The organism is Shumkonia mesophila (assembly GCF_026163695.1).
Classification (GTDB): Bacteria; Pseudomonadota; Alphaproteobacteria; order Rhodospirillales; family Shumkoniaceae; genus Shumkonia; species Shumkonia mesophila.
In genome coordinates this window covers 49,824-71,653 of sequence record NZ_JAOTID010000002.1, presented here as the reverse complement: position 1 = coordinate 71,653, position 21,830 = coordinate 49,824, and the positions used below count along the sequence as shown (strand labels likewise).

The 21,830-nt window shown below is 66.5% G+C and carries 19 protein-coding genes; 13 read left to right on the top strand and 6 right to left on the bottom strand.

Annotated features, from left to right (window positions below):
- Positions 1–56: 56 nt before the first annotated feature.
- Complete coding sequence (gene torA / locus ODR01_RS03805; RefSeq protein WP_316976283.1) at positions 57–2,504, top strand: trimethylamine-N-oxide reductase TorA; 2,448 nt, start codon at positions 57–59, stop codon at positions 2,502–2,504.
- An 82-nt stretch (positions 2,505–2,586) separates the two neighbouring features.
- On the opposite strand, the gene ODR01_RS03800 is transcribed toward torA, so the two are convergent.
- Together ODR01_RS03800 and ODR01_RS03795 are read right to left on the bottom strand one after the other, a co-directional pair.
- On the bottom strand, positions 2,587–2,760 hold the full coding sequence (locus ODR01_RS03800; protein ID WP_316976282.1) for a hypothetical protein: 174 nt from the start codon (positions 2,758–2,760) through the stop codon (positions 2,587–2,589).
- A 171-nt stretch (positions 2,761–2,931) separates the two neighbouring features.
- The gene (locus tag ODR01_RS03795) at positions 2,932–4,767 is read right to left on the bottom strand and encodes an ABC-F family ATP-binding cassette domain-containing protein (RefSeq protein ID WP_316976281.1); all 1,836 of its coding nucleotides are present in this window, start codon (positions 4,765–4,767) and stop codon (positions 2,932–2,934) included.
- 140 nt (positions 4,768–4,907) lie between these two features.
- Here ODR01_RS03795 and ODR01_RS03790 point away from each other — a divergent pair, with 140 nt between their 5' ends.
- The 5 genes from ODR01_RS03790 to ODR01_RS03770 are packed head-to-tail and all read left to right on the top strand — an operon-like array spanning position 4,908 to position 10,682.
- Positions 4,908–5,615, top strand: coding sequence for a CerR family C-terminal domain-containing protein (locus ODR01_RS03790; protein ID WP_316976280.1), 708 nt, complete (start codon positions 4,908–4,910; stop codon positions 5,613–5,615).
- Positions 5,612–6,643, top strand: a complete 1,032-nt coding sequence (locus ODR01_RS03785; RefSeq protein ID WP_316976279.1) for an HlyD family efflux transporter periplasmic adaptor subunit — start codon at positions 5,612–5,614, stop codon at positions 6,641–6,643. Before ODR01_RS03790 ends, ODR01_RS03785 begins: the two co-directional genes overlap by 4 nt.
- 17 nt (positions 6,644–6,660) lie before the next feature.
- A complete protein-coding gene (locus tag ODR01_RS03780; RefSeq protein WP_316976278.1) occupies positions 6,661–8,436 on the top strand; it encodes an ATP-binding cassette domain-containing protein in 1,776 nt (591 codons plus the stop codon).
- Complete coding sequence (locus tag ODR01_RS03775) at positions 8,433–9,560, top strand: ABC transporter permease (protein WP_316976277.1); 1,128 nt, start codon at positions 8,433–8,435, stop codon at positions 9,558–9,560. The genes ODR01_RS03780 and ODR01_RS03775 overlap by 4 nt, the downstream gene beginning before the upstream one ends.
- A 12-nt stretch (positions 9,561–9,572) precedes the next feature.
- Positions 9,573–10,682, top strand: a complete 1,110-nt coding sequence (locus ODR01_RS03770; RefSeq protein ID WP_316976276.1) for an ABC transporter permease — start codon at positions 9,573–9,575, stop codon at positions 10,680–10,682.
- A 133-nt stretch (positions 10,683–10,815) separates the two neighbouring features.
- Here ODR01_RS03770 and ODR01_RS03765 read toward each other — a convergent pair whose 3' ends face one another.
- The 4 genes from ODR01_RS03765 to ODR01_RS03750 all read right to left on the bottom strand — a co-directional run bounded on the left by ODR01_RS03765 (position 10,816) and on the right by ODR01_RS03750 (position 12,472).
- A complete protein-coding gene (locus tag ODR01_RS03765) occupies positions 10,816–11,022 on the bottom strand; it encodes a cold-shock protein (protein WP_316976275.1) in 207 nt (68 codons plus the stop codon).
- Between the two features lie 211 nt (positions 11,023–11,233).
- Positions 11,234–11,497 (bottom strand): DUF4167 domain-containing protein, encoded by a 264-nt coding sequence (locus ODR01_RS03760; protein WP_316976274.1) that lies wholly within the window; start codon positions 11,495–11,497, stop codon positions 11,234–11,236.
- Positions 11,498–11,542: 45 nt separating this feature from the next.
- A complete protein-coding gene (locus ODR01_RS03755) occupies positions 11,543–11,737 on the bottom strand; it encodes a hypothetical protein (RefSeq protein WP_316976273.1) in 195 nt (64 codons plus the stop codon).
- A 324-nt stretch (positions 11,738–12,061) separates the two neighbouring features.
- Positions 12,062–12,472 carry a gamma-glutamylcyclotransferase family protein gene (locus ODR01_RS03750; protein WP_316976272.1) on the bottom strand — a complete coding sequence of 137 codons (411 nt, stop codon included), beginning with the start codon at positions 12,470–12,472 and terminating at the stop codon, positions 12,062–12,064.
- A 175-nt stretch (positions 12,473–12,647) separates the two neighbouring features.
- Here ODR01_RS03750 and ODR01_RS03745 point away from each other — a divergent pair, with 175 nt between their 5' ends.
- The 7 genes from ODR01_RS03745 to ODR01_RS03715 all read left to right on the top strand — a co-directional run bounded on the left by ODR01_RS03745 (position 12,648) and on the right by ODR01_RS03715 (position 21,829).
- Positions 12,648–13,565: a DMT family transporter gene (locus ODR01_RS03745; RefSeq protein WP_316976271.1), complete on the top strand. Its 918-nt coding sequence runs from the start codon at positions 12,648–12,650 to the stop codon at positions 13,563–13,565.
- Positions 13,566–13,829: 264 nt separating this feature from the next.
- Positions 13,830–14,060 carry a hypothetical protein gene (locus ODR01_RS03740; protein ID WP_316976270.1) on the top strand — a complete coding sequence of 77 codons (231 nt, stop codon included), beginning with the start codon at positions 13,830–13,832 and terminating at the stop codon, positions 14,058–14,060.
- Between the two features lie 254 nt (positions 14,061–14,314).
- The gene (kdpF, locus tag ODR01_RS03735) at positions 14,315–14,404 is read left to right on the top strand and encodes a K(+)-transporting ATPase subunit F (protein WP_316976269.1); all 90 of its coding nucleotides are present in this window, start codon (positions 14,315–14,317) and stop codon (positions 14,402–14,404) included.
- Between the two features lie 38 nt (positions 14,405–14,442).
- Positions 14,443–16,479, top strand: a complete 2,037-nt coding sequence (kdpB, locus tag ODR01_RS03730) for a potassium-transporting ATPase subunit KdpB (protein ID WP_316976268.1) — start codon at positions 14,443–14,445, stop codon at positions 16,477–16,479.
- 305 nt (positions 16,480–16,784) lie between these two features.
- Positions 16,785–18,464 (top strand): potassium-transporting ATPase subunit KdpA, encoded by a 1,680-nt coding sequence (gene kdpA / locus ODR01_RS03725; RefSeq protein ID WP_316976267.1) that lies wholly within the window; start codon positions 16,785–16,787, stop codon positions 18,462–18,464.
- 18 nt (positions 18,465–18,482) lie between these two features.
- The gene (locus ODR01_RS03720) at positions 18,483–19,046 is read left to right on the top strand and encodes a potassium-transporting ATPase subunit C (RefSeq protein WP_316976266.1); all 564 of its coding nucleotides are present in this window, start codon (positions 18,483–18,485) and stop codon (positions 19,044–19,046) included.
- Between the two features lie 71 nt (positions 19,047–19,117).
- Positions 19,118–21,829: a sensor histidine kinase KdpD gene (locus ODR01_RS03715; protein ID WP_316976265.1), complete on the top strand. Its 2,712-nt coding sequence runs from the start codon at positions 19,118–19,120 to the stop codon at positions 21,827–21,829.
- Position 21,830 lies beyond the last annotated feature (1 nt).

Below are 21,830 nucleotides of genomic sequence, written 5' to 3'. Positions count from 1 at the left end.
ATCTTAGCTACCGCTTTTTGCCATACAATCTCAACATGAATTTGGGGGGAGCCACGATGGCCCGGGAAAAGATGCGCGTGCAGGGACCGAAAGTTTCTCGACGGGGGTTTCTGGGGGGTACGGCGGCGGTGGGCGTCGGCACGCTGGCCAGTTCCACCATTTTGTCGAAGGCGGCCAAGGCCGCCGCGCCGAAGGGTATCCTGACGACGGCCCACTGGGGCGTCATGCGCGCAGTCGTCGAAAACGGCAAATTCGTCAAGGCCCTTCCCTTCGAAAGAGACCCGGCGCCGGTAACCGCCATGATCGAGGCGACGCCTTCGTTGGTCTATTCGCCGAGCCGCGTGAAGTATCCGATGGTCCGCAAGGGATTCCTCGAGAAGGGACACAAGAGCGACACCAGCGAACGCGGCAACGGTGATTTCGTGTGCGTCAGCTGGGACGATGCGCTGAACATCGTCGCGCGCGAACTGAAGCGGGTGAAGTCCGAGACCGGCCCGGCCAGCTTCTATGTCGGCAACATGGGCTGGAAGAGCACGGGGCGCCTGCACAACCCGCGCACCTCGCTGGTGCGCCTCATGAACCTGCATGGCGGCTACACGTCGCCGGCCGGCGACTACAGCACCGGTGCCGCCCAGGCCATCCTGCCCCACGTCATCGGCGGGCTTGAGGTCTATGCGCCGCAGTCGGCGTGGCCGAGCGTGGCCGAGAACGCCAAGTTGCTGGTCATCTGGGGGTCGGATCCGCTGGTCACGCTGAACATCGGCTTCTCGCCGCCGGACCATGAGGGATTCGTCGGCTTCAAGGCCTTCAAGGAAAAGGGTCTCAAAACCGTCGTCATTGATCCCAAGCGGACCGAGACGGCCAAGTACCTGAACGCCGAATGGATCGCCCCGCGGCCGGGTTCCGACACCGCGATCATGCTGGGCATTGCCCACACGCTTTACACCGAAGGCCTGCACGACGAAAAGTTTCTCAAGGACTATACCGTCGGCTTCGATCAGTTCGTGCCCTACCTGACCGGCAAGAGCGATGGACAGCCGAAGGATGCCGCGTGGGCGGCCAACATCGCCCAGATCCCGGCTGACACCATCCGCAACCTGGCGCGGCAGATGGCCAAGAACCGCACCTTTATCGTCGGCGGCTGGTCCCTCCAGCGGGCCGAGAACGGCGAGCAGACCTATTGGATGCTGGTCACCCTCGCCTCGATGCTGGGGCAGATCGGCCTACCGGGTGGCGGTTTCAGCGTAGGCTACCACTACAGCAGCAGTTGCGCGCCGCGTGCCACGGGTGGCGGGTTGCCCGGCCTGGCCGCCGGCGCGGCACCCAAGGACTTGCCGCCCCGTATCCCAGCCGCGCGTATTGCCGACATGCTGCTCAACCCGGGTGCCGAATACGATTTCAACGGCAAGAAGATGACCTATCCGGATATCCGGATGATTCTGTGGGCTGGCGGCAACCCGCTCAGCCACCACCAGGATCGCAATCGTCTGATCAAGGCGTGGCGCAAGCCGGAGGTGGTCGTTATCCAGGAGCCGTGGTGGACGACGACGGCCCGTTTCGCCGACGTTGTGCTGCCGGCAACGACCCCCTACGAGCGCGACGACATCGAACTATGCGGCGACTATTCCGGCCAATTCGTCATCCCCATGCACAAGGTGGTCGAGCCGCTGTTCGAGGCCCACAACGATTACGACATCGCGGCCGACCTGGCCGATCGCCTGGGCTACGGACCGGGATTCGCCCGCAAACCGCAGTTGGCGCATATCCAGGAATTTTATGGCGCCTGCGCCGCCCAGGCGAAGAAGCAGAAGATCGACATGCCGGACTTCAAGACCTACTGGGAGAGCGGTGACTACTTCGAGTTCCCGGTAACCGACAAAGCCAAGCAGTGGACGCGCTATGCCGCGTACCGCGAGGATCCGAACATCGAGCCGCTCGGCACGCCGTCGGGCAAGATCGAGATTTTTTCCAAGAAGATCGCCGCCTTCGGATATGAAGGCGTCGCCGGCCATGCGCAGTGGGTCGAGCCGGTGGAATGGCTGGGTGCCAAAGGGGCGAAGGACGGTGCGCTGCACATGCTCAGTCCGCATCCCAAGTACCGTATCCACTCGCAGATGAACAACTCGGACGCCCGCAAGGCCTACACGGTGCAGGATCGCGAGCCGATCGAGATCAGCGTCGCGGATGCCAAAAAGAACGGAATCGCCAACGGTGACGTCGTGCGGGTGTTCAACGACCGCGGCCAGACGCTGGCCGGCGCCGTCGTCACCGAAGACCTGATGCCGGGCGTCGTGCGGCTGCACGAAGGGTCGTGGTACGATCCGGATCAGCCGGGCCAACCGGGGGCGCTGGACAAGTACGGGTCAGCCAACCAGCTCACGCAGGATCGGCCAACATCGAAAATCGGGCAGGCCACGACGGCCGATTCGGTGCTTGTGATGGTCGAGAAGTTTACCGGCAGGGTACCAGCCGTCACCGCCTTCGATCCGCCGAAGAACGGCTGATCCCCCTGGGCGCGACCCGGCCCCAATAAGCCGGGGATAGCAGCGGCTCCGTCGCCTCGAGGACGAGCCGCTGCGCGCTTTTCTATTCCTCTTCGGCCGGGGCCGATTCGGCGGTCTGTTCGACGTCGGCTGCGGATTTGTCTTCCTTGCTCTTTTCCGACTTCTCGCGCTTGGCTTGAAGACGGGCCGCCTTTTTGGCGGCTTTGGATTTATCCCGCTCCCGTCGTTCGAAACTGTAATTGGGCTTGAAGGCCATAACGATCCTTTCGTTGAGTCGGCAATGTCCGTCGGTTACCGACAGAGTTAAGAAGAAGACGGCTCGGGTCCAGAGCCAATTATGACCCGCTTTTCGAGCCGGCGCGATATTTCCCGGAATTCCGGCTTTTCGATGCCGTCAGTCCTTCGTCTTTTTTTTGCGTAAGGACGGTCAGCCGTCCTCCAATTCCTCGCGAAGAAGCTCCAGGGTCAGCCATTCGTCCTCCGCCTGGGCAAGCGCGGCGCCGGCCCCATCCAGGGCCTTGACCGCTTCCTCGAAGGCCGCCGGGTCGCGCCGGTAGAGATCGGCGTCGGCCAGCTTCGCCTGGAGGCCGGCCATCTCGGCCCGCAAGCCCTCCATCTTGGCCGGCAGGGTTTGGAGCGCGTGCTTTTCCTTGAAGGACAGCTTGCGTTTGGCTCTGGGCTTGGGTGCCGGGACTGCCTCTCCCTCCGCCTCCCCTTCCGCTTTTGCCCGGATCGGCCGCGCCGCCGGCATGGCAACTTCCTTCGCCTCGACGCCGCGGCCGCGCTGGATAACCATGTCGCTGTAGCCGCCGGCGTATTCGGTCCAGCGGCCGTCGCCTTCCGAAACGATCACCGACGTCACCACGCGGTCCAGGAAGTCGCGGTCGTGGCTGACCAGCAGCACGGTGCCCGAATAATCGGCCAGCATCTCCTGCAAGAGGTCGAGGGTTTCGAGGTCGAGATCGTTGGTCGGCTCGTCCAGCACCAGCAGGTTGGATGGCCGGGCCAGGGCGCGGGCCAGCATCAGGCGCCCGCGCTCGCCGCCCGACAGCGCGCCCACGGGACTGCGCGCCTGGATGGGCGTGAACAGGAAGTCCTTCATGTAGCTGACCACGTGCTTGGATTTGCCGTCGACGATGACGGTGTCGCCGCGCCCGCCGGTCAGCGCCTCGGTCAGCGTCCACGTCGGATCGAGGCTCTCGCGCTTCTGATCCAGCGCCACCCATTGCAGGTTGGCGCCGAGGCGGACGACACCGGAGTCGGGCGCCAGTTCCCCGGTCAGCAGGTTGAGGAGCGTCGTCTTGCCGGCGCCGTTGGGGCCGACGATGCCGACCCGATCGCCCCTCTGGATGCGGCAGGAGAAATCCCTGACGACCACCGTGTCGCCGTATCCCTTGCTGACCGCCTTGGCCTCGACCACCAGCTTGCCCGACACCTCGCCCTCGGCCGCCGCCAGTTTGACGGCGCCGGTGGCGCGGCGCTGCTCGCGGCGCTGCTTGCGCAGGGATTCGAGCGCCCGCAGGCGACCCATGTTGCGTTTGCGCCGGGCGGTGACTCCATAGCGCAGCCAGTCGGCCTCCATGGCCAGTTTGCGGTCGAGCTTGTGGCGGTCGAGTTCCTCGCGCCCGAGGATGTCGTCGCGCCAGCTTTCGAATTGGGCGAAACCGGCGTCCAGGCGCCGCGCCACGCCGCGGTCCAGCCAGATGGCGGCCTGCGACAGCCGTTCCAGGAAGCGGCGGTCGTGGCTGATCAGAACCAGGGCGGAGCGGGTCCCCTTGAGCTCGGCTTCCAGCCATTCGATGGCCGGCAAGTCCAGGTGGTTGGTCGGTTCGTCGAGCAACAGGATATCCGGCGCCGGCGCCAGTACGCGCGCGAGCGCCGCACGGCGCGCCTCGCCGCCGGACAGCCGCGCCGTCTCCTCGGCCCCCGTCAGGCCCAATTGCGTCAACAGGTATTGGGCGCGGTAGGGATCGTCGCCCGGCGCCAGCCCCGCCTCGACGTAGGCAAGGGTCGTCGCGAACTCCGAAAGGTCCGGCTCCTGGGCCAGATAGCGCACGGTGGCGCCTGGCTGCACGAACCGCTCCCCGGCGTCGGCCTCGATGAGGCCGGCGGCGATCTTGAGCAGCGTCGACTTGCCCGACCCGTTGCGCCCGACCACGCACAGCCGCTCGCCCTGCGAGACGGAAAGCTCGGCCCCCTCCAGCAGCGGCGTGCCGCCAAAGGTCAGGTGGATGTCGCGCAGCATGAGGATGGGAGGGGCCATGGCGCCCGCTTTTAACGTCCTCCCCCGCCGAGGGCAAGGCCGGCCGGGCAAAGGCGGGGCCGCCCTCCCCGGCGAGCGCCTCTTCCATATCATAATTCATTCGATTGACTGAATTGTGGAAAAGGACTATCTTTGCCGTCATGTCTACGGAAAAAACCTCACCGCCCCACCATGGCCGTCCCCGCGCCGAGCGCGGCGACGTCACACGCGAGAAGCTGTTGCTGGCGGCCATCGACGTGTTCGGCCGCCGCGGCTTCGACGGCACGACGACACGGACGCTGGCCCACGCCGCCGGCGTCAACCTGCAGGCCATTCCCTACTACTTCGGCGGCAAACAGGGGCTCTACATCGCCGCAGCCGAGCACATCGGCTCGCTGATCGCCTCCCACACCGCCGACGTCCGCGAGCGGGCGCATGCCCGGCTCAAGGAAGCCGAAGATCAAGGCGTCGCCATCGGCCCGGACGAGGCCCGTCGGTTGTTGACGAGCATTCTCCAGAGAATGGCCGCGCTCTTCGTCGGCCGCGAATCGGAGACGTGGGTCCGCTTCCTGATCCGCGAACAGATGGAACCGACGGAGGCCTTCCGGCGCGTCTACGCCGGCGTCATGGGGCCGATGCTCGGTCTCCTCGGCCGGTTGGTGGCGACGCTGCTCGACGAAGACCCCCGATCCGAACACGTTCGGTTGAGAACATTGTCGCTGGCCGGCAGCGTGTTGGTGTTCCGAGTGGCGCATGCGGCGGTTTTGGCGCACCTCGAATGGCAAACCGTTGGCCCCCGCGAAATCGAAGTCGTTGGCGCCCTGGCTGCCGAGTTGGCCGCAACGATCGGAATGGGAGCCTCCAGATGAAAAAGCTGATCGTGCTCGTCGTCATCGTCGTGGCGGCGGCTTCCGCCGGATACGTCTACTACGCGCGCCCCTGGCAGGAACGGCCGGCGACGGAAACCGGCATCGTGCTGCAAGGCAACATCGACATCCGCGAGGCCGATCTCGCCTTCAACGTCGGCGGGCGGGTCGAGAGCGTCGAGGTCGAGGAAGGGACCACCGTCGGGAAAGGGCAGCTTCTGGCCACGCTGGACGCCGCCACCTACATGGCCGAGGTCGACGCCGCCGAGGCCCAGGTCGCCGCCCAGAAGGCGGTGCTGGACCGTCTGCTGGCCGGCAGCCGCTCGCAGGAAATCCAGAAGGCCCGCGCCGACGTCGCGGCCATCCAGGCCGACCTCGAAGATGCCCTCTCCACCCTGAAACGCACCCAGAAACTGGCCCGCGAGGATTTTGCCTCGCAGCAGAAGCTGGACAGCGACCGGGCTCGCGTCGACGGCGCCAAGGCCCGCCTCAAGGCGGCCGAGCAGGCGCTCGATCTGGCGATCCAGGGCCCCCGCAACGAGGACATCGTCGAGGCCCGGGCCCAGATGGAGGCCCAGAAAGCGGCGCTGGCCCTGGCCATGCAGCGCCTCGATTACACCAGGCTCCTTGCCCCGGCCGGCGGCATCGTGAAGACGCGGATCGTCGAGCCCGGCGCCGTCGTGCTGGCGCAGACGCCAGTCTACGTGCTGGCTCTCACCGACCCGGTATGGGCCCGGACCTATGTGGCCGGCCCCGACCTCGGCCGCGTGTATCCGGGCATGAAAGCCGAGCTGTTCACCGATTCGACGCCCGGCAAGGCCTACGCGGGATGGGTGGGGCACGTGTCGCCGGTCGCCGAGTTCACGCCCAAGACCGTCGAGACGCGGGAAATCCGCTCTTCGCTGGTCTACCGCGTGCGGGTTTACGTCGGCAATCCCGACAATGGCCTGCGCCAAGGGATGCCCGTGACCATCCGCCTCAAGCCCGATGCCGCCCCCAGTGCTCCGGAAACCCCCAAGGGCGCGAGCTAGGCCCCGGAGTCGGTCTCGTGACAGATCCGGTCATCGCCATCGACGATGTGGTCAAGCGATTCGCCAGCGGCGGGCGCACCGTCACCGCCATCGATGGCATGACGATGCGGATCGGGGCCGGGCGCATCACCGGCCTGGTCGGCCCCGACGCCGCCGGCAAGACCACGCTGATGCGCCTCGTCACCGGGCTCTTGAAGCCGGACTCCGGCACCATCCGGGTGCTGGGCTTCGACAGCCCCCGCCAAGCCCAGGACATCCAGGCAGCGGTCGGCTATATGCCGCAGCGCTTCGGCCTGTACGAGGACCTGACGGTGGCCGAGAACCTCGACCTTTACGCCGACCTCCAGGGCCTTTCCCGCGCCGAGCGCAAGGATCGCTTCGCCCAGCTCATGCAGTTCACCGGCCTCGCCCCCTTCCGCGGCCGCCAGGCCGGGCGGCTGTCCGGCGGCATGAAGCAGAAGCTGGGCCTCGCCTGCACGCTGGTCGGGCGGCCCCGACTGCTGCTGCTGGACGAGCCCAGCGTCGGCGTCGATCCGGTGTCGCGCCGCGAGTTGTGGGCCATTGTCCATTCCCTCGTCGATGAAGGCATGAGCGTGCTGTGGAGCACCGCCTACCTCGACGAGGCGGAACGCTGCGACGACGTGCTGCTGGTGAGCGAGGGCAAGCTCCTCGATGCCGGTCCGCCCGCCATGTTCAGCGACCGGCTGCAATCGCGCACCTTCGCCTTCGCGGTGGGAGATGCCGACACCCGGACCGTTCTCGACGGCGCCAAGCGGCTTCCCGAGATCATCGACGCGGCGATCAAGGGAAGCGACGTTCGCCTGCTGCTCGACCGCCCGACCGACGCCGCCCGGCTCGGCGATCTGGCCCACGCCCTCGATCTGGCAAAGGACGCCCTCCGGCCGGTCGCCCCCGGCTTCGAGGACGCCTTCATCGCCCTTCTTAAGGAACGGGAGGCCGCATCGGCGGTCCCCGGCGCCGCTTCCCTTTCCGGGGGAATACCGGATCTCATTCCCCTGCCGGCTGCCGCCAACGGCGCGCCGGTCATCCGGGTCGAGGGCCTGGTCCGGCAGTTCGGTACCTTCAAGGCGGTGGACGGCATCGATTTCCAGGTAAAGCAGGGCGAGATCTTCGGCCTGCTCGGTCCCAACGGCGCCGGCAAGTCGACCACCTTCAAGATGCTGTGCGGACTGTTGCCGCCAAGCGACGGCAAGGCGCTGGTGCTGGAGATCGATCTCAGGCGGGCGGCCGCCAAGGCGCGCGGCCGCATCGGCTACATGGCCCAGAAATTCTCGCTCTACGGCAACATGACCGTGCTCCAGAACTTCCGCTTCTTCGCCAGCATCTACGGCCTTGGCGGCAAGACGCGCGAACAGGCCATCGAGCGGGAATTGGACGAATTCGCCCTTCGCCCCTTTGCCGACGTCAACGCCGCCGACCTGCCGCTCGGCTACAAGCAGCGCCTGGCCCTGGCCTGCGCCATCATGCACCAGCCCGGCGTGCTGTTCCTGGACGAGCCGACGTCGGGCGTCGATCCCCTGGTCCGCCGCGAATTCTGGCACCGCATCAACGCCATGGCGATGGCCGGCGTGACCATCATGGTGACCACCCACTTCATGGAGGAGGCCGAGTACTGCAACCGTATCGGCGTCATCTACCGCGGGCGGCTGATCGCCTCCGGTTCGCCCGACCGGCTCAAGGCCGACCACCGGGGGCCCGAGCGGCCGGACCCGACGCTGGAAGACGTCTTCGTCGACCTCATCGAGACCTATGACCGGGAGCACGCGCTATGACGCGGGGAAGCACGGGCCTGCGCCTTCGCGGCCTGATCCGCAAGGAGACCTTCCAGATCGTGCGCGACCCCAGCAGCATCCTGATCGGCTTCGTGCTGCCGGTCGTCCTGCTGCTGCTCTTCGGCTATGGGGTATCGCTGGACGCCAAGCACGTTCCGATGGCGCTCGTCATCGAGAACCCGACGGCCGAGACGTCGAGCTTCACGGCCTCCCTGGCCGGTTCGGAATACTTCGCGCCGCAGGCGGTACCCGACCGCCCGGCCGCCGAGCGGGCGCTGGCCGAAGGCCGGGTGCAGGCCATCGTCGTGCTCAGCTCGAACTTCAGCCGCCAGTTGCCGTCCGCCGCCGGCGCGCCCATCCAGCTCATCGTCAACGGCACCGACGCCAACACGGCGCGCATCATCGGCGGCTACGTCGAAGGCGCCTGGCAGAAGTGGCTTGAGCACACGGCCCTCGACGCCGGCGGCGCCATGGCGCCGCCGGTCGCCGTCGAACAGCGGGTGTGGTTCAACCCCGAAGTGAGCAGCCGCAACTTCCTGGTGCCCGGCCTGATGGCCATCATCATGACCCTGATCGGCACCCTGCTGACGGCCCTGGTGGTGGCCCGCGAGTGGGAGCGCGGCACCCTGGAGGCGCTGATGGTGACCCCGGTGAGCATCGGCGAGATCCTGCTGGGCAAGCTGATCCCCTATTTCGTGCTCGGCATGGGTGGCATGGCGGCATCCACCGTCATGGCGGTATGGGTGTTCGGCGTGCCGTTCCGCGGCTCCTTCTTCGTGCTGCTTCTGGTTTCCACGCTCTTCATGCTGGCCGCGCTCGGCCTCGGCCTCCTCATCTCGACGGTGACCAAGAACCAGTTCGTCGCCGGCCAGGTCGCCATCCTCGTCGCCTTCCTGCCGGCCTTCATGCTGTCGGGGTTCCTGTTCGACATCGCCAGCATGCCGGCGGTGGTGTGGGGCATCACCCATGTCGTGCCGGCGCGCTATTTCGTGTCCTCGCTGCAGACCCTGTTTCTGGCCGGCAACATTTGGCCCATCGTGGCGACCGACATGGCGGCGCTGGCCCTGATGGCCGTCTTCTTCCTTGGCCTGACGCGGCGCAAGACGCGCAAGTCGCTGGAGTAGGACCCGCCCGCCATGTGGAACCGCATTCGCGCCCTGATCATCAAGGAATTCCACGCCATCTGGCGCGACAAGAAAAGCCGCTTCGTGCTGATCGTGCCGCCGCTCATCCAGTTGCTGATCTTCGGCTACGCCGCCAGCTTCGACGTCAACCACCTGGCCACCGTCATCTTCAACGAGGACGACGGCCTGCCGGCCCGCGAACTGGTCGCCCGCTTCGCGGGGTCGCCGACCTTCGAAGTGGTCGGCCACATCAGCCGGGAATCCGAGATCGCCCAAGTCATCGACCCCCGCCGGGCCCGGCTGCTCATCCACATCGGACCGACCTTCTCGCGCGACATCCGCATCCACCCGCCGGCCAAGGTGCAGCTCATCGTCGACGGCCGGGAATCGAACACCTCGCTGGTCGTGCTGGGCTATGCTGGGCGCATCGTCGCCGACTTCAACAGCGAATGGGCGAAGGCCCACGGCGAGGCGTTGCCGTCCGCCCACCTGGTCGTGCGCTCGTGGTTCAATCCCAATCTGGAAAGCCGGTGGTTCTTCATTCCCGGCATCGTCGCCCTGCTGACCCTGGTGGTGACCATCGTCGTCACCGCGCTGTCGGTGGCCCGCGAGCGCGAGGTCGGCACCTTCGAACAGCTTCTGGTGACGCCGCTCCGCCCGCTTGAGATCCTGGTCGGCAAAGCCGCCCCGGCCCTCATCATCGGGGTGGCCGAGGGAACGCTGATCGTCATCGTCGGCATTCTGTGGTTCGACATCCCGTTCCGTGGCGACGTCTCGCTGCTGTATGCCGGGCTCGTCGTCTACGTGCTTGCGGTGATCAGCGTCGGCCTGATGATCTCGTCGATCTGCCGCACCCAGCAGCAAGCCATCCTGGGGGCCTTCCTGTTCATCATGCCGGCGGTGATCCTGTCGGGTTTCGCCACCCCCATCGCCAACATGCCCGAGGCGATCCAGCATCTGACGCTGGTCAACCCCATGCGCTACTTCCTGGTCATCGTGCGGGGGATCTTCCTGGAAGAGCTGTCGGCCGAGCTGGTCTTCCGGCAGCTGTGGCCGATGGCGGCGATCGCCGGGATCAACCTGGCCGGCGCCGCCTTCATGTTCCGCCATCGCCTGAGCTGAGGGGCGGCCGCCGCGGACACAAAAAAACCGCCCTCCCTTATCGGCAGGCCGGTACGTCGGCAGGAAGGCCGGGCTATGGCAAAGAAAGTCGGGGCCGCCCGTTGCCGGACGGCCCCGCTTTCGGCACGGTAAATTACTTTACCGCGCGAAGATTCACGGCCTTGGGGCCGCGCTGGTCGGGCTGGACGTCGAACTCGACCTTCTGGCCCTCACGCAGGGTGCGCAGGCCGGCCTGCTCGACGGCCGAAATGTGGACGAAAACGTCCTTGGAACCATCTTCGGGGCTGATAAAACCGAAGCCCTTGGCTTCGTTGAAGAACTTGGTAATGCCAACGGTCATTGATTTAAGACTTCCATGCTTGTTCTCGCCGGAACGACGCGTTCCGGCAAGGTGACGCCCTTCTGCATAAGACGGAATTATGAAGCGGTCGGGAACCGTTCCCAGCCGATCCCTCTCCCCAGATCAAAAGAGTCACAGGATGAGAAATAATCGCGGCGGAAGACAATAGCAAGAGGAGTTTGGCGGATATGCCAGCGCCCTGCCGACTTTTTCAGGCCGGCTTATCGTTCATCAGCCGCAGGAAATGGTCGGCGTACTGGTAGTACTTTTCGGACTCGACGACGTCGCCGGAAGAGGCCGCCGCCTTCGCCAACTCCACGTAGCGGGCAAACTTTCGTTTGGCATCGGAGGCGCCGTCGCCGCCCTGGCCCGACCCGCCCCCCGGGGATGGGTTGTTCCCCGGCGCCGTGTCGCGCCGCTCGCCCGACGACTTCCGTCGCCCGAACCATTTGCTTCTAGGAACGCGATTGGGCATGGCGATCTCTCCTCGGTTGAATGCGGCCGGACCGGTGGTGGCGGATCATCCCGTACGCCACGCCGCGGTGGACTTGCACGAACGGCACACCCGCTCGCCCGCCCACTCGCTAAGGAAGGACTGTCCGCACATGAGGCACCGCCTGGTCTTGCGGTCCGTCTTGTCGTCGACGTCGATATCGATTTCGGTTTCCGCATCGACGGGACCTTCCGTCTGCGGAATCCTGCACGCTGTATCCATCGTTCTATGTCCGTAACGCGGGCCGTAGGCCCGTTTCGCTCGTGTCATCATGATTGGGCCCAAGTCCGGCCCCTGGCGCCGTCGCGCCGGCTGAAGGCGGATCGCAGATCTGCGATCTCACCGGAAACCGACGTCACTGACGTTCAAGCGCCGCCGGCTATCGAACTGCGGGAGAAAACCCGACCCTCCCGAAAATGCGCATCTCGCCCCCTCGCGAGAAAGGCGCCGGCACCCCGCCGGGTCGTCGATCGGCGGTGCCGGAAAAGAATGTCCATTCCCTAAATGGGGTGGTTCGGCGACCAATGCAAGGGACCGGCACGATGTTCAGCGCGGGCGGAACGGGCTCGCCGCCAGGAAAGCCTGCTTGAAGCGCCGCTGCCATTCCGCCAGCGTCCACGGCCGCCCGGCCGCCCGCGCCTCGCCCCGGATGACAAAGACGCGGGCCTTCGCCGGCCCGCTCCGCCGGCCGGTCACCGCCAAACTGCGGGTGCAATAGGCCGGCCCCTCGAAGGCGGCAAGGCGGGCGGCGTCGGCCGCGCCCAGGCCGCGGGCCAGCAGGCCCGGCGCATGGCCGCCCGGGCGGGCGACAAGCGTGGGATAGGTGGCGTCGGCGACGAAAAGGGGGCTGAAGCCGGAAAGGATGGCGTCCTCCACCTGGGCATCCGGCAGCTCGCGGCCGAGCACCCGCCTGCGCACGTCGGCGTCGCAAAGCGTCCCGTAGAAGAAGAAGTCCATGTCGCAATCCTCCAATCGAAGATGGAGACTGTTCATTTCGGGGACGCCATATTTAATTCCCCTGACGGAAACTCTCATGAATTAAGTATGGTGTCCCCGAAATTACCAGGGGTTGCGGCGTTCGGACGGCGGGCCTAACGTGGCGCCGATCCCACGGACGAAGCCCCCGCCCGCCATGACCGTGCCGCCCGCCGACGCCCCCTCCCCGTCCCCCGCTTCGCGCGCCCCGTCGCCATCGGGGCGCGGCGTCGCGCTGGGCATCCTGCTGATGGTCGTCTCGGTCGGCTTCTTCGCGGCCATGAACATGTTCGTCAAGCTGATCGGGCCCGAGTACCACGCGCTGGAAGCCGCCTTCTTTCGCAACGTCATCGCGGCGGTCCTGGTAATCCCCTTCGTGCTCGCCACCGGCGGCGTCGGGGCGCTCAAGACCAAACGGCCGCTCGGCCACGCGCTCCGGGCCGTCTTCGGGTTGGGCAGCAACGCCCTTTGCTTCTACGCCTATCAGCGCATCGCCCTTTCCAGCGGCATGGCGATCACCATGTCGGTGCCCATCTTCGCCGCCCTCCTGGCCATTCCGCTCTTGGGCGAGAAGGTGGGCTGGCATCGCTGGAGCGCCATCGTCGTCGGCTTTGTCGGCGTCGTCATCGCGCTCGACCCCGGCGGCGCCATCCAGGAAGGCAGCCTCTACGCCCTGGCCGGCACGCTGTGCTGGGCGACGGTGGTGATTCTGGTGAAAAAGCTCGCCGCCACCGAAAGCCCCTACACCATCGTCTTCTACTACATGATCACCGGCGCCCTGATCGCCACCTGCTTCCTGCCGTGGATATGGGTGACGCCGACGCCCAGGGTGTGGATGCTTTACCTCGCCACCGGCGTGGTCGGCGCCATCGGCCAGATCTGCATGACCTTCGCCATGAAACTGGCCCCCGCCTCGGTGGCCGCCCCCTTCGAATACACGCAGATCGCCTGGGCGGTGCTGTTCGACCTGGCGCTATGGGGGGTCGCCCCATCGACCGCCACGCTGACCGGCGCCGCCATCGTGATTGCCACCGGGCTCTACATTTTCCACCGCGAGGCGAGACGGCGGCGCTAGAAAAGGTCGGGTGGGCGCCATTTCCGGACATTAAGTTTGAGCGGGGTCACGGAAAAACGGGCGTTTCCGGCGGATGAATTGCAGGTTGGGCGCAGCCCGGCCCATCGGCGGAAAAATCACGTTAAACCGTTCCCGCCGATTTAACCGGCGGGCCCATTTTCTCGCATGGCGGTTTAACGGGCGGGCGGCCCAGATTCCTGTGTGAACGAACGGCCCGGCGACGGCGGCTCTTCGGCCCCGTCGCCCCAGACACAGGAGACCACCATGAACACCATCACCCTGAATGGCACCGGACGCCTTCCCGCCGGAAGGCCGGGCGCCCGGCGGCCGATGGGAAAACCTACCCTCGCAAGAGTTGCGCTTGAGGCGACGGCCGTCGTCAGCGTGCCCTTCGTCGTTGCGCTGATGGCGGTGACGCTGCGCATGCTCCTTACCGCCCACATGGTCCCGGGGTTCAATGACGCCCTGGCCCGCACGATGCCGTTCCTGGGCTGAGCGGGAGTGGCGGCCATCATGGGCCGCACCCACCGCTCCCGCTCTCGCCATCGGCCTCGGTTCCGAGTTTTCGGGCTTTCGGGCTTTCGGGCTTTCGGGCGAAGGTGCGTTAAGGCCGCGTAAAAGCGTTTCCACTCTTTTTCCACCGAACGGCGGAACTGGCATGGCGCCTTAACGGCACGCGGCTCCACCCTTTTTGCATGTTGCCCCGTTCCTCGCGGCTTCGTCTTGCGGGGATTCACAGGAGACCGGCCATGAGCCTCGACCTCGTCATCGGCGCGGCGGTCGCGCTGCTATTGCTCGGCTACCTCGTCTACGTGCTGCTGCGTCCCGAGCGCTTTTAGTCCGTGCGGGCCATGCCCCTTTTCAAGGAGATCGGTTCATGAGTGCCAAGCATCCCCGCCCCGCCGCCGGCGTCCTCGCCCCCGCGCTGGTCGGACCCGCCATCCGGGCCGCGTTTGCCAAGCTCGATCCGCGTGTCCTCGTCTCCAATCCGGTCATGTTCGTGGTCGAGGTGGTCTCCGTTCTCGCCACGCTTGCCCTGGCGTGGGAGGCCGTCTCCGGCGGCTCGATCGGCCTGACGGCCCAGATCGCCGGCTGGCTGTGGTTCACCGTGCTGTTCGCCAACTTCGCCGAGGCCCTGGCCGAAGGCCGCGGCAAGGCCCGCGCCGACAGCTTGCGGGCAACCCACCAGGAGACCGAGGCCAGGCGCCTGGTCTCGCCGGATGGCCGCAAGACCGAGGCTGTACCCAGCAGCGAGTTGCGCCCCGACGACGTCGTCCTCGTCGAGGCCGGCGACATCATCCCGGCGGACGGCGAGATCATCGAAGGCATCGCCTCGGTCGACGAGGCCGCCATCACCGGCGAGTCGGCGCCGGTCATCCGCGAGAGCGGCGGCGACCGCTCGGCCGTCACCGGCGGCACCCGGGTGGTTTCCGACTGGATCAAGGTGCGTGTCACCGCCAAGCCGGGCGAAAGCTTTCTCGACCGCATGATCGCCATGGTCGAAGGCGCCAGGCGCCAGAAGACACCCAACGAGATCGCCCTCAATATCCTGCTCGTCGGCATGACGCTGATCTTCCTGATCGTCGTCGTCACGCTCGAGCCCTTCGCCAGCTATGCGGGAGCGACAATCCCCGTCGTCTTCCTGATCGCGCTTCTCGTCACCCTCATCCCGACGACCATCGGCGGCCTTTTGTCGGCGATCGGCATCGCCGGCATGGACCGGCTTGTCCAGGCCAACATCATCGCCAAGTCGGGCCGCGCCATCGAGGCGGCGGGCAACGTCGACACGCTGCTGATCGACAAGACCGGCACCATCACGTTCGGCAACCGCATGGCGGACGCGTTCGTGTCCTTGAGGGGCGTGACGGTCCCGGAACTCGCCGAGGCGGCCGCCCTGGCTTCGCTCAGCGACGACACGCCGGAAGGGCGTTCCATCGTCGAACTGGCGAAGACCAAGCATGGCTTCACGGCCGACGCGTCCCAGGTGAGGACGTTCATCCCCTTCACCGCGCAAACCCGCATGAGCGGCGCCGAGCTTAGCGACGGCGAAGTCCGCAAGGGGGCCGAGGACGCCATCCTCGCCTATGCCGATCCGGCCGAGACCGGCGGTATCAAACGGATCGTCGAAGAGATCGCCCGCACCGGCGGCACGCCGATGCTGGTCGCCCGGGACCGCCGCATCCTCGGCGTCGTCCACCTCAAGGATATCGTCAAGCCGGATATCGCCCTGCGCTTCGCCGAGCTCCGGCGCATGGGCATCCGCACGGTGATGATCACCGGCGACAATGCGCTGACGGCGGCGGCGATCGCGGCCGAGGCCGGCGTCGACGACTTCCTGGCCGAGGCCACGCCGGAAAAGAAGCTGGAATGGATTCGCAAGGAGCAGGCCCAGGGGCGCATGGTCGCCATGTGCGGCGACGGCACCAACGACGCGCCGGCCCTTGCCCAAGCCGACATCGGCGTCGCCATGAACGACGGAACGCAGGCGGCGCGGGAAGCCGCCAATATCGTCGATCTCGACAGCGATCCGACCAAGCTGTTGGAGGTCGTCAGGATCGGCAAGCAGCTGCTGATCAGCCGCGGCTCGCTCACCACTTTCTCCATCGCCAACGACGTGGCCAAGTACTTCGCGATCCTGCCGGCCCTGTTCGTGACCGCCTATCCGTCGCTCCAGGCGCTCAACGTCATGGGCCTGGCCAGCCCGCAAAGCGCCATCCTGTCGGCCGTCGTCTTCAACGCCTTGATCATCGTCGCCCTCATTCCCTTGGCGCTACGTGGCATTCGCTATGTCCCGTCGAGCGCGTCGGCCCTCCTGCGGCGCAACCTGATGGTCTATGGCGCCGGCGGCCTCATCGTGCCGTTCGTCGGCATCAAGCTCATCGACATGGTGCTGACGTCGCTTGGCCTCGCCTAGGACATCGCGGGATGCCAGCGAACCGACACAAGGCATTGGCCGCCATGCCGCCACACCCCGTCATGGCCGGACTTGTTCCGGCCATCCACGACTTTCTTCACGGCGTCGGCCCGAAGTCGTGGATGCCCGCAACAAGTGCGGGCATGACGAAGAAGGCGACGGCCGCCCGTGTTCCCACCGCGCAGAGGATTTGACCCCATGCTGTGGCTCTATCTGCTTCTCGGAATCCTGATTTTCGGCCTGCTGTTCATGTTGACTGAAGCCATCGACCGGGCCTGAGCGCCCGGCGTTCTGGAGATCATCCCATGATGTACGCCATTCTCTTCGTCGCCCTCATCGTCGGCGGGACGGTCCTTCTGTCCTGGCCGCTGGGCCGCTACATGAAATGGGCCATGGATCCGGCCCCGCTCGCCGAGGGTCCCGATGGATGGACCCGGGCCTTCCAGGGCATCGGCGGCCCGCTGACCCGGGCGTCGCACAACTGGAAGCAGTACGTGATCGCCATGCTGGCGTTCAACGCGGTCATGTTCGTGGTGACCTTCACCATCCTGGGCTTGCAGTCGTATCTGCCGCTCAATCCGGACGGCATGGGACCGATCGAAGGCAGCCTCGTCTTCAACACCGCGGCGTCCTTCACCTCCAACACCAATCTCCAGCACTATTCCGGCGAAAGCACGCTCAGCTACTTCTCGCAGTTGGGCGGCCTGATGTGGCTGCAGTTCGTGTCGGCCGCCACCGGCATCGCCGCGCTGGTGGCGCTGGCCCGGGGCCTCGCCGGACGGCCGGCGATGGGCAACTTCTTCGTCGATCTTCAGCGGGCCTCGTTCCTCGTGCTGCTGCCGGTCGCCCTCATCGTCGCTTCCGCCATGGTCATCGGCGGCATGCCGATGACGCTCGATGGCGCGGTCCACGCCACCACTTTGGAAGGGGCGATGCAGACCATCGCCCGGGGGCCGGTGGCGGCGTTCCTGGCCATCAAGCAGCTCGGCACCAACGGCGGCGGCTTCTTCGGACCAAATTCCACCCATCCGTTCGAGAACCCGACCTTCTGGACCAACGGACTGGCGATGATCTCGATCATCCTCATCCCGATGGCCGGCGTCTGGATGTTCGGGCGGATCATCGGGCGCATGCGTCACGCGTCCGTCGTGTTCGGCGTGATGCTGGTCTTGCTGCTGGTCAAGATCACCGGCGCGGTCTCTTTCGAAACGGCGCCGACGGAAGCCTTCGCCAACCTGCCGATCACCCGGGACGTCGGCAACCTGGAAGGCAAGGAGATGCGCTTCGGCGCCGCCTCCGGGCCGTTGTGGGCGGTGCTGACCACCTCGACCAGCAACGGCTCGGTGGGGGCCATGCACGACAGCCTCAACCCGATGACGGGCCTGATGCCGATGATCGGCATGTGGCTGAACGCCACCTTCGGGGGCGTCGGCGTCGGCATGATCAACATGTTCCTCTACATCGTCGTCGCCGTGTTCATGGCCGGCATGATGGTGGGACGGACGCCCGAGTACCTGAACCGGCGCGTCGAGGCGTTCGAGGTCAAGCTCGCCATCTTCGCCCTGCTGGCCCATGCCTTCTTCATCCTGGGCGGCACCGCCCTTTTCGCGGCGACGCCATGGGGCCAAGCGACGCTCAACAACGCCGGCGCCCACGGCTTCAGCGAGATGCTCTACGAGTTCAGCTCGGCCAGTGCCAACAACGGCTCGGGGTTCGAGGGGCTGGGCGACAACACGGTGCCGTGGAACGTGGCGACCGGCATTGTCATGCTGTTCGCCCGCTTCATCCCCATCATCCTGCCGCTGGCCATCGCCGGCTCGCTCGCCGCCAAGCGGCCCAGCGCGCAAACGGCGGGCACGCTGGGCGTCGAGGATGGCACCTTTGGCGTCATGCTGATGGCGACGATCCTGGTCTTTGGCGCGCTGACGTTCTTTCCGGCGGCAGCGCTGGGGCCGATCGCCGAACATTTCACCCTCATGAAATAGCCTCTCGGGAGCCCAATCATGGCATTGCTCGTCACCAGTCTTCGCCTTGTCGTCGCCACCCTGCTGATCTGCGTGGTGGGCTACACGGTGGCGATCCTGGGTGTGGCCCGGTTCTTTCCGGATACCGCCCAGGGCTCGCTGATCACGGCGGCGGATGGAAAGGCCATCGGCAGCCGCCTGATCGCCCAGAACTTCACCGAGCCCGGCTATTTCTGGCCGCGGCCGTCGGCGGCGGGAAAAGAGGGATACGATGCGACCGCCGCGGCGGGCAGCAACAAGTCCCCGACCAGCGCCGACCTCAGCGAACGGGCGCGCCAGTTGGTCGCCCGCTACGGGGCGACGGCCGCCAAACCGTTGCCCGCCGAACTGGCGGCGGCTTCGGGCGGCGGGCTCGACCCCCATATCAGCGTGCAAGCCGCGCTGTATCAGGCGGAACGCGTGGCCGGGGCTCGCGGTCTGCCCCTCTCGCAGGTCGAGGCCGTCATCGATCGCCACGCCTTCGCTCCCGGCGACGTGCTGACGCCCGATCGGCTGGTCGACGTCCTGGAGATCAATCTCGCGCTCGATCGCCTGTCGCGTTGAACGGGGGAGGCGATACACGGGCGCGGGTTGCGGATAAAATGGGGGGCGTCGAAACAGGGACGCGCAATTGAATGGCTGAAGACCAGGACCGTCCGGCACCCGATGCTCTCCTCGAAGAGGCCAAAAAGGAAGGTCGCGGCCACCTGAAGATCTTCCTCGGCGCCTATCCCGGCGTCGGCAAGACCTATGCGATGCTGATGGCCGCGCGCCAAAGGCGCAAGGAAGGCCTCGACGTCGTGGTGGGCATCGCCGAGACCCACGGCCGGATCGAGACGGAACGGCTGCTGCGCGGCCTCGAGGCAATTCCGCGCCGACAGGTCGAGTACCGGGGCCGCGCCTTCGGCGAGATGGACCTGGATGCCGTCCTTGCCCGCAAGCCGGCACTGGTGCTGGTCGACGAGTTCGCCCACACCAACGTGCCGGGCAGCCGCCACGAGAAGCGTTACCAGGACGTCGAGGAACTGCTGGCCGCCGGCATCGACGTCTACACGACCCTCAACGTTCAGCACATCGAGAGTTTGAACGACGTCGTCGCCCGAATCTCCCGCGTGCGGGTGCGCGAGACGCTGCCCGACCACGCCTTGGAAGCCGCCGACGACATCGAGATCATCGACCTGCCGCCGGACGAGCTGATCCAGCGGCTGCGCGAAGGCAAGGTCTATGTCCGCGACCAGATCGGCCGCGCCATCCGGCATTTCTTCAGCAAAGGCAACCTGACCGCCTTTCGCGAACTGGCGATGCGCATCGCCGCCGAGCGTGTTGACGCCCAGATGGTCCAGTACATGCGGGCCCACGCCATCCCCGGCCCCTGGCCGGCGCAGGTGCGCCTGCTGGTTTGCGTCGATGCGACGGAGGGATCGAACAGCCTGGTCCGGGCGGGACGGCGGCTTGCCGAGCGATTGCGGGCGCCGTGGATCGTCCTTTACGTCCGCACGCCGCATCACGACAGCCTCGACGACGCGGCGAAGGACCGCATCTCCGCGGTCTTGCGGCTGGCCGAGCGGCTGGGCGCCGAGGCCGTGACGCTGCCGGCGGAATCCCATGTCGCCCGAGAGATCGTGAGCTATGCCAGTTCGCGCAACGCCACCCACATCGTCCTCGGCCGGCCGCGAGCCGGATCGCTGCGTCACCTGTTCTCCGAGCGGGTGGCCGCCCATGTCGGCCGGCGCGCCGAGGCCTTCGAGGTGGTTACCGTTCCCCGCCAGACGGATGAGGAGAAAGCCAAGCGGCCGCCGGTTGCGACCAAAACGTCGGGCATCGCATGGCGCGACTACGTTTGGGCCACGCTGGGCGTTGCGGCGGCGACGTTCGTGGTCGCCTACGTCGAGCGCTTTTTTTCCGTCGCCAACCTGTCGTTCTTCTTTTTGGCGGCGGTCCTTCTGATCGCGTCGCGATTCGGGTTGGGGCCGGCGCTCTATGCCAGCGGGCTCAGCTTTCTCAGCTTCAACTTCTTCTTCACGGTGCCGTATTTCACGCTGCGGGTCGTCAGCGAGCAGGATGTTTTTACGCTGGCGCTCTTCCTGCTCATCGCCGTCCTCACCGGGAATCTGGCGGCGCGATTGCGCCGGCAGGTGAAGTCCATGCGATCCGCCGCGCGCAGTTCGGCCAACCTTTACGAATTCAGCCGCAAGGTCGCGGCGGCGGCATCGTCCGACGACGTCCTGTGGGCGGTCGTCCACCATGTCGCCTCGACGCTGGAGTGCCGTTCGCTGATCCTGCTGCCGAACGACGGCAAGCTCGAGATCGCCGCCGGCTATCCGCCGGAGGACCGGCTCGAGCAGCGCGACCGGGCGGCGACCGAGTGGACGTGGAGCAAAGGCGAACCGGCGGGCTGGAGTTCCGACACGCTGCCGGCCGCCGACTGGCTGTTCCTGCCGCTGCGCACCCGCCAGGGCACCATCGGCGTGCTCGGCGTCAGTTTCGAGGACAGGCGTCCACTGGAACCCGACCGGCGCCGGCTGCTCGACGCCATCACCGACCAGGTGGCGGTCACCATCGAGCGCACCAACCTGATGGCCGTCATGGAGGATACGCGTCTTCTGAATGAAACGGAGCATTTGCGCGCGGCACTGCTGTCGTCGGTTTCACACGACCTCAAGACGCCGCTCGCTTCCATCATCGGCTCGGCGACCACGCTGGCCGACCCCGGGGTCACCCTGCCCGCGAAGGCCCGCCAAAACCTCATCCAGGCGATCCTGGACGAATCGGCGCGCCTGCACCGTTTCGTCCAGAACCTTCTCGACATGACGCGGCTCAGCTACGGGGCCCTCGAGATCAACCGGCAATGGTGCGATCTGGGCGAGATCATCGACCGGGCCCGCCACCAGACCGAAAAGACCTTGTCGCGCCACACGCTCGACGTCCGCCTGCCGGGCGACCTGCCCTACCTTCGGGTCGACCCGCTGCTCATGGAGCATATCCTGGTCAATCTGCTCGACAATGCCGCCAAGTACGCGCCGCCGGGCACGCGCATCGAGATCGCCGGGCGGGCGGAGGAGGAAAGCCTCGTCATCTCCGTGACCGACCAGGGGCCGGGCATCCCCGAGGGTGAGCGTGAGGCCGTGTTCGACCAGTTCTACCGTGTTCGAGCCGAGGACCGGCAGGTTGCCGGCACCGGGTTGGGCCTGTCGATATGCCGTGGCCTTATCGAGGCGCATGGCGGTAAGATCGCCATCGAAGCCGGACCCAAGGGGAAGGGCACCATGGTCATCATGAGTTTGCCGCTCGAAGCGGCGCCCGACGTTCCGTCCGAACCGGAAGACCTGGCGGGCGGCGGGGCCTAGC